Genomic DNA, 14,359 nt, shown 5'->3' with positions numbered 1-14,359 from the left:
ATTGTATTTTTCATCCTTCATCCTCTATTTTTCTCTGCCCACTGCACAATTGCCTGTGTTAGACCCTCCAAAGTATACTCTGAGGCTTCTACATCGACTCTGCCGATCAACTGCTGGCAGGTTGTTGAGGTTTGAGGTCCGATCGAGGCAATACAGATGTCGTTTAAGACAGAGTGAGCCGATGGGGATGGCGGGTCGGAGGGTGAAGCGGGGGAACCGGAAATACGCTGATCCCCAATATCCGACGCCTGATCCTGACCTCCTAACGCCCGATCTAACAGCTGCCAAAAACAATGCACGGTTTTAGAACTGGCGAAGGTGATGACATCCACGCTGCCTTGTTGTAAAGCGTGCAAGGCATCAGGGGCGATCGCTTGCACACAGCCCGATTGATAGGCAGGCACCTCAGTGACAACAGCCCCTCGGTCGCTAAATTCTTTGACCAATACTTCTCTGCCCCCCGTTTCAACTCTGGGGAAAAGGATGTTAAGTCCCGCCAGGCGATCGCTATCTGGGAAGGTTTCGACCAGAGCATCAGCCACAAAATTAGGAGGAATAAAATCGGGGTGCAGCCCATATTGCTTCAAGCTTTGAGCCGTTTTCTTACCCACTACAGCCAGCTTTACACCCGCCAACGCCCGCGCATCTTTGCCCTGGTGTTGTAATCGTTCAAAGAAATAATCAACCCCATTGGTTGACGTCAGAATCAGCCAGTCAAATTCGCTGAGACGGGCGATCGCAGCATCTAAGTCTACCCAACTTGATGGCGGCCCGATTTCTAAGGCAGGCATCTCAATCACCGTTGCTCCCTCAGTTTCGAGCAACTGGGTAAACTGGCTAGATTGTCCGGCAGAGCGGGTTACCAGAATCGTTTTGCCAGCCAGCGGCGGATGAGACTGTGGCAGGGCAGCAGAGGACACAGGGGACGGGCTTGGGGACTTGGCGGAGGCTTGTAGATAAGGACGCAGCCCTACGACTTCACCAATCACCATAATCGCCGGGGAAAGGGGTTGATACGCCGTTTGTTGCAGGATCGTCCCCAGTGTCCCTGTCCACACCTGTTGGTCGGGATGTCCTGCCCACCGGATCACCGCAATCGGAGTTTGGGGCGATCGCTCGTGGCGTTCTAGCTGATGCAAGATCTCCGGCAGTTGCCGGGTTCCCATTAAAATTACCAGTGTTTCAATTTGTGCCAGGGCTTCCCAGTGGAGTTCGTCGGGTTCGTGGGCGCTCATAACGGCAAAGCAGCGACTTAACACCGGATCGGTGAGTGGAATATCCGCCAGCAACGGTGCTGCCAGGGCTGACGATAATCCGGGTATGACTTCAAAATCGCAACCCGCCTGTTTCAATGTTTCGATTTCAGTGGTCGATCGCCCAAAAATAAACGGATCGCCACTTTTTAATCGAATCACCCGTCGTCCTTGGTGGCAATGATGCACCAACAATTGATTGATCTCGGCTTGTGGGGTACTCGGTGCGCCGCCCCGTTTGCCGACATCGACTAAAAGACAATCGGGTGGCACTAATGCTAACAACTGCTCATCGACCAGGGCATCGTAGACCAATACCTCTGCCTGAGGCAGCAATTGGTGTGCCTGTACAGTTAAATATTCCAGATTGCCGGGTCCGGCTCCAATCAGATAAACCTTACCACTCTGCTTCACGGTCAGTCTGAGAAATAACGGTCATTCATTAGCGTGACATGAAAGGGGTACAGGTTTGGAGCGATCGCAGCTCTGCTTTAGAATTCTTTGGTTCCAGTGCCATAAATCTAGCGCGTCCCGCCTGGATACATTACGGTTGTTGTGTGAGCGCTGTGAGCGTTGCCAAAACAATACCTAAATCTGCAACACACACCACAACTGGGAGGTAAAAGCGATGGGCGGACATCCTTATTGGTATTACACACCGTACCAAATCGACATCAATACAACCTTACAAACATTACGCCAGCGAGAATTTGCCGCAGGTCGTTATCATCCCGTCATATCATTCCTAGAATTTCCCATTACTGCCGATTCCCCCAGCCCAGGCGCACAGCATTCGTCCATAGAAGATGCCCTGGAAGCCTCTGACGCAGATGGCACTCGTTCGATTCTCGATCTGTGGCAGCTCTCTACAATCCCCTATGCGGAAGCGATGGAGGCATCAACCCAAGACGGCATGGATCTGTTGTGTACGTCATTTCCCTTATCCGCCGATGAGTTGATCCGCCTTTTTGGTACCGAACAACCAACCCATGCCCTGGTTGAATCGAGACTCCTTGCATCGGATCAGGCTGACGATGTGGTTGATGATTTTTGGGAAAGCATCGATCGCGGCACAGGTAGACATATCATTCTGTATGAGAACGAGAACCCGGTAGAAATTTTCTTTATAGGCTATTCATTTGATTAAGCTGCTGTTCAAATTCGTCTAAGGCTTGGCTGACCCCAATCTCCTTGGCGCGTTGAACGACGTATGGAATCCAATGGGCGATCGCCACCGTGGGAAATGTAAGACTCGTTTCTGACTCAACATAGTGCCCCGATTGCAAAACGTATATCATCAATTTGCCAGCGGCATAAATCCATAGCTCCGGCACGGCTAAAGCTTCGTAAGCACTCCGCTCAGTTTTAGAGGTGACATCTGTTTCAATGGCTAAATCGGGAGGGGGATCGATCGCTAAATCGAGCCGTTCTTTACCAATTACTGCCTGGTAATGTTGAATATAGAAGCATTCGTCCGGTTCAATTCCGGCGACCATGCTTTCTCGCTTAAACGTTGTAGAACCGAGCGGCTCCCAGGCTCGTTTTTGTACCTTGAGCACTAGTTTGACCAGATCTGCGATCAAAACCTTGGTGCGCTCGTGCTCTGGTAAAGGTGCCATGATTTCTAAAATTCCGTTGGCATAGGCAATTCGGGAAGAACGTCGTTCTCCCAATTCGGTCAAAATCTCTTCAAATCGCTGCCAGGAAACGGGATGCAACGTTATTGTTTGACCGGGTTCTAGCTGAAACCGAATTGCCGTACTCAGCATAAGATAGGGATGAGTTGATCGTCTCTCCCTATCAGCTTACTCTTAGGGTCGTCCTAAAACCGTAATGATTTTTTGTGGCGCGGGCGTCGCCCGCGCCACAAAAAATCATTACATGAATACCACTACCCTCCCAGCACGGGTATGCGGAGCAGCGATCTATCAACTGACGGGTATTCATGAGTATGCATCCACCGATTGATGACAGTGTGGTTTTAGTAACAGGCGCATCGTCTGGGATTGGGCGAGAATTAGCACGATTATTTGCCGCCCGTGCCAAAACGTTGATCCTAGTGGCGCGTCGTGCGGAACGGTTGGACGCCCTGCGTCAGGAATTGCAAGCCATCTATCCCAAGCTGATGGTGTACGTCGAAGTCTGTGATCTGAGTGATGCGGTGGCAGTGGATGCGATGCTGACGTCGGTATTAGAGAAAGTAGGGGCGATCGCCATTCTTGTTAATAATGCGGGTATGGGAACAGGGCAACGGTTGTATGAACAAGCTGATTGGCAACGAGTCGAGCAAATGATTCGGCTCAATGTTGTAGCCCTGGCGCAACTGACCCATCGGCTATTGCCCTCGATGGTGCAACAGGGGCAGGGTGGCATTCTCAATATCAGCTCTGGGGCAGCTCATGCCTTTATCCCCGGAACGATCGCGTATACCGGCACCAAGCATTTTGTGAATGGCTTCAGCGAAAGTTTGCGAGCAGAACTGGTGGGAACAGGTATCGTCGTCACCCAGGTGTGTCCGGGCCCCGTGGATACAGAAATCCATCAATCTACCGGCAGCCAGAGGGCGATCGGGGGCTTTTTAGAAGGATTTCGTATTTCTGCTCAACAGTGTGCCGAGGAGTCGTTGCGGGGATTTGAACGGGGTGATGCGCTGGTGTTTCCCCATCGTCCTTATCGCTGGTTGATGCGGGTGTTGAATCTGATGCCGCGTGGGATCAAACGAGCGATCGCCCAATCGGCGGCGTGGCGGCTTCGCCGTGCAGGTAAGACAGGTGATGTGTAAAACACCATAGCAATTCTCAGTGACGCGACGTACAAGGTTTTGAGTGAGAGCCGCGCGGAGCGCGGCTCTCACTCAAAAACCACAATCGACCCAGGCGCGAAGCGCTATAAAGGATGGGACTACTGTTATCTCGATAAAGACCTATGCTGCCGAAGCCAAAAAAACGCTGGACACCTGAACATTGGGCAAGTTGGAAACCTTTTGGGTTAGGCGAACAATATCCCAACAACTATTGGGAAGTCTTTCGCGCTGCCTGGGTCAATCGGGATCAGTGGCAATTTGCCTGGGAGATTCTCAACCAGGGGGTTTGTGATGGCTGCGCATTGGGCACAACCGGGATGCAAGACTGGACAACAGATGGCATTCATGTCTGCAATGTCCGGCTGCGGCTATTGCGGATGAATACGATGCCTGCCTTTGATCCAGATCTACTGGCAGATGTGTCGCAGTTGCGCGGTAAAAAGAGTGCTGAGTTGCGGGAAATGGGACGATTGCCCTACCCGATGATCCGTCACGCGGGAGAAACGGGCTTTCGACGGGTAAGTTGGGATGAGGCAATGGCAGTGATTGCCAACCGCCTTAAAGAAACAGAGGGCGATCGCCAGGGGTTTTATATTACGAGTCGTGGCACGGTCAATGAAACCTATTACGCCACCCAAAAAGCCGTCCGGGCGATGGGCAGTAACAATATCGACAATGCCGCTCGCATCTGCCACTCTCCCAGCACTGCCGGACTCAAATCAACCATTGGCGCAGCCGCAACCACATGTTCTTACAAAGATTGGATTGGCACTGATTTATTGGTGTTTATTGGCTCGAATGTTGCTAACAATCAACCCGTTACCGTCAAGTACTTGCACTGGGCAAAAAAAGCAGGCACTCGCATTGTCGTGATCAATACCTACCGCGAACCCGGCATGGAGCGCTATTGGGTACCTTCAATTCCAGAAAGTGCGCTATTCGGTACCCGGTTTGCCGAAGACTTCTTTCTGGTGAATTTGGGGGGAGATATTGCCTTTCTCAACGGTGTGTTGAAGCATATGATTGCGCAGGAATGGTTTGAACCCTACTTTGTGCAGCACTATACCACTGGCTTTGAAGCATTAAAACAAACCCTGGAAGCTCAATCGTGGGACGTATTGGAACAACTCTCCGGGGCAACGCGAGCAGACATGTATGCCTTTGCCCAGATGGTGAATCAGGCAAAAACCGCTGTGTTTGTTTGGAGTATGGGCATTACTCAGCATGAATGTGGTGAAGACAATGTTCGTGCCATTATCAATCTGGCGTTAACCAAAGGCTTTGTCGGACGAGAAGGGTGTGGGTTGATGCCCATTCGGGGGCATTCTGGCGTCCAGGGTGGGGCGGAGATGGGATGTTATGCAACGGTTTTGCCGGGTGGCAAGCCGATTACGCCAGAAAATGCCGCTTGGTTGGGCGATCGCTGGGGCTTTGAGGTTCCCAGCCATCCAGGGCTAACTGCCGCTGAAATGGTGACGTCTGCCGCAAAGGGCAATCTCGATGTACTGGTTTCAGTAGGGGGCAACTTCCTGGAAGTACTGCCCGATCCAGACTACGTAGAAATGGCACTCAAACAAGTACCGTTGCGAGTGCATCTGGATATCATGTGTTCCAGTCAAATGCTGATTGATCCGGCTGAAACCGTAGTACTTCTACCGGCTACAACCCGTTATGAAATTCCGGGGGGTGTGACTGAAACCAGTACCGAACGACGGGTGATTTTCAGTCCTGAAATTCCCGGACCTCGCATTGGTGAAGCCCGTCCCGAATGGCAAGTATTTCTAGAATTAGCCCAACGCGTCCGTCCCGATTTAGCCGAAAAGCTTCAGTTTGCCGATACAACAGCGATTCGCCAAGAGATTGCTCAACTGATTCCTGCCTATGCCGGAATTCAGCATCTCAAACACGCTGGAGATCAGTTTCAATATGGTGGGTCACATCTCTGCTTCGGCTGGAATTTTCCGACCCCCGACGGCAAAGCCCACTTCACTTCTCTAGCTCTAGCGGAATCAACCGATCCGCTCCAGGACGGTTTCTTTTGGGTTTCGACCCGACGCGGCAAACAGTTTAATAGCATGGTGCAAGCCAAAAAAGACGCCATCACCGGAGCGTTGCGCGATGCGGTATATATGAGTGCAAGCGATGCTCAAAAGTTGGGCTGCAAACAAGGCGATCCGGTGCTACTACGAAATGAGCGGGGTGAATTTCGCGGACGCGTTTATCTCGCCCCAATGAAACCCGGCAATCTACAAATTCATTGGCCCGAAGGGAATGGATTGTTGGACAAAGAAAAGCGATCGCAAGAGGGGGTTCCTGATTACAACGCCCTGGTGCGTTTAGAACGAATTCATAGCCGTATGCAAGTTCGTTAAGTAGAGTGTCTACACTTTACGGAATCAACCCACGCAGCGCTATAGATATTACGGATTTAGATGTTTTGTTGGAGAGGATGCCATGGAAATTTGGTTGGTAGTTGGAATTGCGATCGCCTCTAGTGTTGTCGTTTCCGTGCTGTTGGGCAATCAGCGTCCGCGATCGCTCAATTCCACAGACCCCCGCATCGATACCTTGCTCAGTAGCCAACGCCAACTCAGCCAACGCCTCGATGACTTGGAATATCGCCTGGATAAAGTCTTGGAACAGATGCAGATAGACCTGCCGATCCGCGATCGCCCATCCTTGGATCGGTCATCAAGCCCCGATGGGGCTACCCGTTTGATCCTGGAATCTATCCCCGTTCGTCAAAAAATTGCCGCCATTAAAGTCATTCGCGAGATCACCGGCATGGGGTTGAAAGATGCCAAAGAGATTGTGGAGTCTACCCCTATTGATGTAACGCGACTGCGGGTTGACATCGCCCTCGCAAAAGCAAGGCTAGAAGCCATAGGAGCCACCGTTTTACTCCGATAATTCCCATGCTAGAAACAGAATCATAATGGAGGGTTGCCTGGGCGAAGCCCAGGTAACCCTCCATCATCCTAAGGATCGTGGATTAAATAATTTCTATCAGTCACGTTCTCTGTAGGGGCGCACTGCTGTGCGCCCTTACCCAAGAATTGCAGGTTATTAAATCTATGCTCCTGATCATCAAGCCAGTCGGCTTAAATGTCGTAGTGCCAAATCTCGTCTTCATGCAAGATAATGCGTTGCACCGAAAGGCGTTGAATGATGCCTTGTTGTTCTAATTGATTCAGCATCCGTGTCACCGTAACACGAGTAGAACCGAGCATTTCAGCCATCTCTTGATGAGTCAACCGTAAATCAATCATCAAACCATCCTTGACCTGTTGCCCAAACCGTCTTCCCAACCAGCTCAACAGCCGCAGCAACATGACATCGACTCGCTTATAACTGCGAATGGTGATGAGTTTTTCAGCTTGTTGCAAATGTGCCAGCAAAATCTCGGCTTTATCATCGATTTCTTCTACGGTCAGGGAGGTAACGTTGACATTGGTCAGACACTCCACTTGATACGGTTCAGTTTGAGACAACGGCAGCCCAATGCGATCGCCAACACTCCAGATACCCAGGACGACCAGTGAGCCATCTTCTAACCAGGTCAGTGTCCGCACCGCTCCACTTTCAATCCGCCAGATTTTATGGGGCGACAAGGGCAAAATAGAGCGTGGCTCAAACCAATGCGATCGCGCTGGGACAGGCTTTAGAACAGCGGTTGAAGAATCAAACATAATAGAAACTCTGCGTTACGGATAAAACTACTAAAACTTGGTCGGAATACCGTAGATTTATGCCCTACATCCTAACATGCTCTGGGGAATGCTCATCGATCCCCACCGCAAAATCCTGGAATATAGCCATTCCCAACGATGTGAAGTACCCGGTATTGCGTGAGAGCCGCGCGGAGCGCGGCTCTCACGCAATACCGGATTTGAGCGGGGAATTAAAGGTTTCGCGTTCAAACTCATTCCCAAAATCAACAACGCCCGGTTCGCAATATCAGGATCAAGGCTGGCTACGGTAATCTGTTCTTAAGAAGCGATACAGTTGAATCAGCATTGTAAAGGCGAGCACTATGGACGTTGATGAAATTCTAGAACGGTATGCAAAAGGCGATCGCAGCTTTCAGAAGGTCGATCTCAAAGAGGTCGATCTCCACGACGTTCATCTGCACGGGGTGAATTTGAATCAAGCGGATTTGCGTCAGGCTCGCCTGGGCAAAACAGACTTTAGTCGAGCCAGTTTTCGCGAAGCCGATCTCAGTGAAGCGATTTTGTGGGGAACAGACTTACGAGAAACCGACTTTTATCGGGCAGTGTTGCGAGAAGCCGATCTAAGCGGTGCCAAACTTGAATATGCCAATTTAGAACGCACCAACTTAATGAAAGCCAGTTTAAGTGGTGCCAATTTAGTACGGGCTCGATTGCTGCGTGCCAGCTTATTTGAGGCAGATTTGCGATCGACCGCTGACCAGGTGACAAACTTAGAACGCGCAATTTTAAGCGATGCAGATTTGAGTTATGCCTATCTCAATGGTGTCATTTTATTTCAAGCCAACCTGGAAGGGGCAAAACTTTGCCGTGCCCATCTCAACCGCACCAGCCAACACGGCAGCACAGATTTGAGTGAAGCCAATCTGCGAGGTGCTGATCTGAGTTATGCCGATTTAACCGGGGCACTGTTACGTCAGACCAATCTAAGAGATGCCGATCTGACCGGAGTAACACTGACCGATGCCAACTTGCAGGGTGCCATTATGCCCGATGGCAAAGTTCATGATTGAAGCAGCGATCGCTCTTCAGAAAGCGATATGGTAAAAACTGCCCCTTGAGGTTGGTTGTTTTGAACGGAGATACTGCCGCCATGTGCTTCGATCGCCACTTTGCAAAATGCCAGCCCTAAGCCAATTTGAGGCACATCTTTAAAGAGCGTGCCAACTTCATATTTTTCAAAAATAGTATGTTGCAGTTCTTCCGGAACACCAGGTCCAGAATCGGCAATCTGAATTTGGGCACCACCCCTTTGCAAATAGTTGGCTTGCACACTGATTTGACTATTTTCAGGCGAAAACTTAACCGCATTGGCGAGTAGATTATCTAATACCCGTCGAAAAATATTGATATCGACTGTTACCATGCCCCCTGGATCGGGTAAATAACTGACCAGAGTTAACCGTTTTTCAGCGGCGATCGCCTCCATATCCGCAATAGCTGAACTACAGAGGGCACAGAGATCAGCATCGCTATAGTTAAGCATCATTGTGCCAGATTCTACTTTTGCCATCAGCAACAAATTGTCAATCATAAATTGCAATTGTTGTCCGGCGATCGCAATTTGTTCAACCCGCTGTTGTTGTTGTTGCGTTAAGACGCTGTGAGCTTTAAGAATGCCGCTTAATAGGAAGATATTGGTCAAAGGCGTCCGCATATCATGCACGACCATGTTGACCATATCTTCTCGTTGTCTGAGCAAAATTTGTAGGTCGTCGTACTGCTTTTTGATGCGTAACATCGACTGCACTCGGGCAGATAATTCAACCCGACTGACAGGTTTACTAATGAAGTCATTTGCCCCAGCTGACAGGCATTTTGCCAGATCTTCTTTGCCACTCAATGCCGTGACCATAATGATCGGAACGACTTGCCATTGGGGTAGAGCTTTGATTTGCCGACACACCTCTATGCCGTCTAAATCGGGCATCATGACATCGAGCAAAATCACATCGGGGTGAAAATAATCCAGGCGATCGAGCGCATACCGCCCACTGGGAGCGTAATGAAACTGATAGATGTCATTTTGCAAAAGGGTTTCAATCACATCAAAATTATCAGGTTCATCATCAATCACTAAAATAGAAGGCTGAGAATTCATTACCCGTCTCCGATCGTTTGCAATCTAAATCCGGCGTGGTGAGGGAACAAATCGTTGAATCATTTCGTTCAACTGTTTGAGTTTGACAGGTTTTGCCATATATTCATTGGCTCCGGCAGCCAGACACAACTTGCGATCGCCCGACATTGCCAGAGCCGTCAGAGCAATAATCGGCACATCCACAAGCTGCAACTCGGTGCGGATATATTGCATCGCTGTCAAGCCATCCATTACAGGCATCTGAATATCCATAACAATCAAGTCAGGGCAATTGACCCGAACTGCATCAATGGCTTCTTGCCCATTCTGCGCCAGCATCAGACGATATCCCCGACTCCCCAAATAGGCAGACATCGTCTCGATATTGGCTCGATTATCTTCTACCAGCAAAATCAGAGGTGCCTCAGGTTCAGGCATGGGGACACTACCGCTACTTGGCACCGCTCCTTTCGTTTGCATTGGAATGGGTAATTTATCGAGGGCAGCTTGCAACTGGCAGCGGGTAATGGGTTTGATTAAATAGTCAAATGCGCCCTCAGCCAGCCCTTTCGCGGGTTCGTCCACCACAGAAATAATCAAAACCGGAATGTCTTTAGTTTGCGGATGCCTTTTGATCTGCGTCAGCACATCCCAACCGGACACGATGGGTAGTTGCAGATCTAAGATAATTAAAATAGGTCGAACCCGCAGCACTTCAGCAATCACCGATTTACCGTTGGGGTAGACCACCGGACTCATACCAAATTCTTGCAGATAGCGGGTCAGTTGTTCTGCCGCAGGGCTAGAGTCTTCAATAATCAAAACAGGAGCATTGGCAATCGGCTGGTAGTGATGCGCCGGTTCAGATGTTGACAGCAGTGGGGGTTGGATTGCGGCTTGATAGGGAATGCGTACAGTAAAACAGCTACCTCGCCCCAGCTCGCTGACAACAGAGACGGTACCCCCATGCAGATCAACAATCCGTTGAACCAGGGTCAACCCCAGTCCCGTACCGGAATACTGGCGATTGAGGCTACTGTCAAGTTGGATAAAAGGTTGAAATAACTGGCTGATGTTTTCAGGGGCAATTCCAATACCCGTATCGGTGACCGAAAAGCAAAGGTTATTTTGTTCAAGCCAGACCTCTAGCGAGACGGAGCCACCGTCAGGGGTAAATTTGACGGCATTGCTCAGCAGATTGATCAACACTTGCCGCAGACGGCGATCGTCTGCATGAACGCTGCTGAGTTGATCGACAATGTGAATGCTGAGGTTAATCTCTTTTTTCAGTGCCATCTGTCGAATCAGCGTGACGCTGGCATCACAAAGGCTGCGGATAGAGACATCACTCAGGTGCAGTTCTAGTTTGCCTGCTTCGATTTTAGATAAGTCCAGAATGTCGTTGATCAGCTCCAGCAGATGTCTACCACTGCGCTCAATCGTGGCGATCGCCTTTAACTGACGTTGATTCAACGTACCAAATACATTTTCTTGTAACCCTTCTGACATGCCAAGAATTGCATTTAATGGGGTGCGCAGTTCGTGGCTCATATTGGCAAGAAACTCATCTTTCAAACGAGTTGCCTGGGCAAGCTCAGCATTGGTTTGGGCAAGCCGTTCATTGGTTTGTTGCAGTTGTTCTTCAGCCAGTTTGCGATCGGTAATGTCGGTCTCAGAACCCGTCATCCGGCTGGGGTACCCCTCTTCATCCCACGATGCCAGCCCCCGATCGAGCACCCACAGATAAGACCCGTCTTTGCGCTGTACCCGATATTCTTCTCGATAAAAGGGCGTTTTGCGAGCCAGGTGATTTGCCACAGCACTAAGAACGCGATCGCGATCGTCGGGATGAATGCGATCAGACCATTCCTTCAATTCTTGTGTGATTTCATCCTCCGCAAACCCTCGCATTTCTTTCCAGCGAGTTGAAAAGAACGTTTGATCGATTTTGAGATTCCAATCCCAAATGCCATCATTGCTCCCTTGAAGTGCCAGATGCCAGCGTTCTTCGCTTTCCTTTAGCGCTTCTTCGATTTGTTTACGCTGGGTAATGTTGATGTGAGAACCAATCATCCGTAAGGGATTGCCCTCTGAGTCCCACTCAATGACTTTGCCCGACGCAATCACCCAAATCGTAGAGCCATCTTTGTGGCGATAGCGCACCTCGTTATAAAACGGCACAGCACCCCGGCTGTTGACATGTCGAGTAAAGGAGTCTGTGATCTTGAGCAAATCTTCGGCAAAAATCAAGTTTTTCCAGCTTTCTGGACGATTGGGCAACTCGTCTTCTGCATAGCCAAACATCTGCTTGAAGGTCGGGCTGAGGTATTCTTGATTCGCTGGAATATTCCAATCCCAATAGCCTGCCAGGGAATTTTCCAGGATATTTTCCAGCAATTGCAGTTCCAGTCGCAGTTGTGCAGTTTGGCGCAGTTCTTCTTCGGCTTGTTTACGCGCAGTAATATCTTCAATGACTGCAATAAAGTATTCGGGTTCACCGTTGCGATCGCGCATGAGCGAGCCAGTCAAATTAACCCAGACAATGGAGCTATCTTTGCGGATATAGCGTTTTTCCATGGAGTAGGTCTGAATGCTATTCGTCAGCAAATTTTCTACTTGTTCCAGATCGGCAGCCAAATCGTCTGGGTAGGTAATATCTTGAAAGGTCAGATTTAGCAACTCTTCTGGTGGATATCCGGCAATTTCACAAAACCGTTGATTGAGGCGAATAAACTGTCCTGTGAGCGACACATGCGCCATCCCCACGGCTGCTTGCTCAAACGTGCTGCGAAATCTGGCTTCGCTCTCCCGCAGACTTTCTTCGGCTTGTTGCCGTTCAATTTCACTGCGTTTGCGATCGCTAATGTCCCGAATCATAAAGAGAACTTCATTTTCGCCACTCTGAATGATCCGAATTTCCTCATATTGGAGTTGGTCTCTTACCTGAATTTGTTGTTCGTAAACCTGCAACTGATGGGTGGATAGAGCCTGATGAATGTACTGTAGTTGTCGTTGCGCAATCTCAGGGGGCAATACCTCTGACATATATTGACCGACGGGATCGCAGGTTTTGGGTAAGATATCAAACTGGCGATTGCCCGTGATATAGCCCAGATAAACGCCGTCTCCACTGGCACAAAACATCAGGTCAGGAATCGCTGACAAAATGGCTCGACTTTTGGCTTCGCTCTCATACAATGCCGCTTCCGTCTGTTTGCGCTCGGTAATATCGTTATAGACCCCGATCCATTCCCGCACAGTACCATCGGAATTGAGTACGGGCACACCCCGCACGGAGAGAATGCGGTAGTCGTCCGTTGCCGATCGCAACCGATATTCCAATTCATATTGCCCCTGGGTGGTGTAAGCCTGAAGCCAGGTTTGGGCAACGCGATCGCGATCCTCGGGATGAACATAATCTAGCCAGCCCCAGTCTAAAGAAGCGGCTTGCTCTTGCCCCGTTAGCTCTGTCCATGCGGGGGAAACGCTGGTGGTTACACCGTTACTATCGGCAGTCCACACGACATGCGCTGTCGCACTAACCAGGCAGCGATAGCGTTCTTCACTTTGGCGCAACGCAGATTCAGCTTGCTGACGCGCTGTAATATCAGTTAAAAATATCAACGTAAACGTTTCATCGTCCACCGCTACAGTACTAAGCCCGACTTCGACCGGAAACTCTGTGCCATCTTTTCGTAACGCCCACAGATTAAGGGGGTATTCTGTGGTTTCTCCTGGCAAAGTGACTGCAATGGTTTCGTCTGATGTTTTGTCTTGAATGGATAGCGGTGTTGCCTCAGCAGTTGATGATGCGTTTAACTGAGCCTGAGGAAGATAACATCGCCGATAGTGTTCTGGCAATAAGCGGTCAATGGTCTGCCCCATGACTTCTGTGTGGTCGTAACCAAATAGTTGCTCAGCTTTGGTATTAAAAATTACGATTTCATCATAAGTATTGCTGACAATGACGGCTTCTGAAGCATTTTCTAAAAATGCTCGAAACTTTTCTTCACTGCGGCGCAGGGCGAGTTCAACTCGCTGTCGTTCGGCAATTTCAGTTTCCAGGCGTTCATTCGTTTCTGCCAAAGCAGGCAATTCTAAAGCGTTGGGAATCAAAATGATCAAGACGACAGCCGTATACAGCGAAATGCCCGCTGTCATGGCTTTAATTGCCCCGGATAGCCAATAATCAGGATGCCAGAGTGTCCAGACCGCCATCAGATGGGTGGTGCCACAGGCGACAATGAAGGCGCTGAATAGCAAAAAAACTCGGTTGAACGGCAAGTCTCGCCGTTTCAAGACAAAGTAAATCAGGGCAATTGGAATGGAATAATAGGCGATCGCTGTTACGATATCTGCAAGCAGGTGAAGTCCGACTAGCTCGGGTTTCCAGAGATAGCAATGCCCATGGGGAATAAAAGAATTAGAGCGGAAGAACGCGGGGGAAAACGTCTGCATAGTTTTTTAACGAGTACTTCAAAAAATAAATTTTGAA

The 14,359-nt window shown here is 49.7% G+C and carries 10 protein-coding genes; 5 read left to right on the top strand and 5 right to left on the bottom strand.

All coding sequences use genetic code 11. The features are described from left to right. Nucleotides 1-17: 17 nt before the first annotated feature. Entirely contained in the window at nt 18-1,667 is a 1,650-nt protein-coding gene (cobA, locus tag ACR6Z4_RS02355; RefSeq protein ID WP_479715603.1) for a uroporphyrinogen-III C-methyltransferase, read from the bottom strand. A gap of 214 nt (nt 1,668-1,881) precedes the next feature. Between cobA and ACR6Z4_RS02350 the strand changes: the two genes are divergently transcribed. After that, on the top strand, nt 1,882-2,400 hold the full coding sequence (locus ACR6Z4_RS02350) for a hypothetical protein (RefSeq protein ID WP_479715602.1): 519 nt from the start codon (nt 1,882-1,884) through the stop codon (nt 2,398-2,400). Here the strand turns inward: ACR6Z4_RS02350 and ACR6Z4_RS02345 are convergent. Continuing rightward, a complete protein-coding gene (locus tag ACR6Z4_RS02345; protein ID WP_479715601.1) occupies nt 2,378-3,022 on the bottom strand; it encodes a Uma2 family endonuclease in 645 nt (214 codons plus the stop codon). The genes ACR6Z4_RS02350 and ACR6Z4_RS02345 overlap by 23 nt on opposite strands. A 176-nt stretch (nt 3,023-3,198) precedes the next feature. On the opposite strand from ACR6Z4_RS02345, the gene ACR6Z4_RS02340 reads away from it, so the two are divergent. From ACR6Z4_RS02340 to ACR6Z4_RS02330, 3 genes are all read left to right on the top strand, one after another. Further along, nucleotides 3,199-4,035 carry an SDR family NAD(P)-dependent oxidoreductase gene (locus tag ACR6Z4_RS02340; RefSeq protein WP_479715600.1) on the top strand — a complete coding sequence of 279 codons (837 nt, stop codon included), beginning with the start codon at nt 3,199-3,201 and terminating at the stop codon, nt 4,033-4,035. Between the two features lie 143 nt (nt 4,036-4,178). Next, nucleotides 4,179-6,428, top strand: coding sequence for an FdhF/YdeP family oxidoreductase (locus tag ACR6Z4_RS02335; protein WP_479715599.1), 2,250 nt, complete (start codon nt 4,179-4,181; stop codon nt 6,426-6,428). 82 nt (nt 6,429-6,510) lie between these two features. Then, nucleotides 6,511-6,966: a ribosomal protein L7/L12 gene (locus ACR6Z4_RS02330; protein ID WP_479715598.1), complete on the top strand. Its 456-nt coding sequence runs from the start codon at nt 6,511-6,513 to the stop codon at nt 6,964-6,966. A 191-nt stretch (nt 6,967-7,157) separates the two neighbouring features. Here ACR6Z4_RS02330 and ACR6Z4_RS02325 read toward each other — a convergent pair whose 3' ends face one another. Next, nucleotides 7,158-7,745, bottom strand: a complete 588-nt coding sequence (locus tag ACR6Z4_RS02325) for a Crp/Fnr family transcriptional regulator (RefSeq protein ID WP_479715597.1) — start codon at nt 7,743-7,745, stop codon at nt 7,158-7,160. 344 nt (nt 7,746-8,089) lie between these two features. Between ACR6Z4_RS02325 and hetL the strand changes: the two genes are divergently transcribed. Beyond that, nucleotides 8,090-8,797 carry a heterocyst differentiation pentapeptide repeat protein HetL gene (gene hetL / locus ACR6Z4_RS02320; RefSeq protein WP_479715596.1) on the top strand — a complete coding sequence of 236 codons (708 nt, stop codon included), beginning with the start codon at nt 8,090-8,092 and terminating at the stop codon, nt 8,795-8,797. Here the strand turns inward: hetL and ACR6Z4_RS02315 are convergent. Continuing rightward, nucleotides 8,788-9,885 (bottom strand): hybrid sensor histidine kinase/response regulator, encoded by a 1,098-nt coding sequence (locus ACR6Z4_RS02315; RefSeq protein ID WP_479715595.1) that lies wholly within the window; start codon nt 9,883-9,885, stop codon nt 8,788-8,790. The genes hetL and ACR6Z4_RS02315 overlap by 10 nt on opposite strands. 24 nt (nt 9,886-9,909) lie before the next feature. Beyond that, nucleotides 9,910-14,322 (bottom strand): PAS domain S-box protein, encoded by a 4,413-nt coding sequence (locus tag ACR6Z4_RS02310; protein ID WP_479715594.1) that lies wholly within the window; start codon nt 14,320-14,322, stop codon nt 9,910-9,912. Nucleotides 14,323-14,359 lie beyond the last annotated feature (37 nt).

This window comes from Calyptranema fuscum S582, assembly GCF_055793305.1.
This window is presented reverse-complemented; position numbering and strand designations above follow the sequence as displayed.

What these genes read in the sequence shown, in the direction of transcription:
- ACR6Z4_RS02350 (WP_479715602.1), top strand. Translation starts at nt 1,882, where the DNA reads ATGGGCGGACATCCTTATTGGTATTACACACCGTACCAAATCGACATC.
- ACR6Z4_RS02345 (WP_479715601.1), bottom strand. Translation starts at nt 3,022, where the DNA reads ATGCTGAGTACGGCAATTCGGTTTCAGCTAGAACCCGGTCAAACAATA.
- ACR6Z4_RS02340 (WP_479715600.1), top strand. Translation starts at nt 3,199, where the DNA reads ATGAGTATGCATCCACCGATTGATGACAGTGTGGTTTTAGTAACAGGC.
- ACR6Z4_RS02335 (WP_479715599.1), top strand. Translation starts at nt 4,179, where the DNA reads ATGCTGCCGAAGCCAAAAAAACGCTGGACACCTGAACATTGGGCAAGT.
- ACR6Z4_RS02330 (WP_479715598.1), top strand. Translation starts at nt 6,511, where the DNA reads ATGGAAATTTGGTTGGTAGTTGGAATTGCGATCGCCTCTAGTGTTGTC.
- ACR6Z4_RS02325 (WP_479715597.1), bottom strand. Translation starts at nt 7,745, where the DNA reads ATGTTTGATTCTTCAACCGCTGTTCTAAAGCCTGTCCCAGCGCGATCG.
- hetL (WP_479715596.1), top strand. Translation starts at nt 8,090, where the DNA reads ATGGACGTTGATGAAATTCTAGAACGGTATGCAAAAGGCGATCGCAGC.
- ACR6Z4_RS02315 (WP_479715595.1), bottom strand. Translation starts at nt 9,885, where the DNA reads ATGAATTCTCAGCCTTCTATTTTAGTGATTGATGATGAACCTGATAAT.
- ACR6Z4_RS02310 (WP_479715594.1), bottom strand. Translation starts at nt 14,322, where the DNA reads ATGCAGACGTTTTCCCCCGCGTTCTTCCGCTCTAATTCTTTTATTCCC.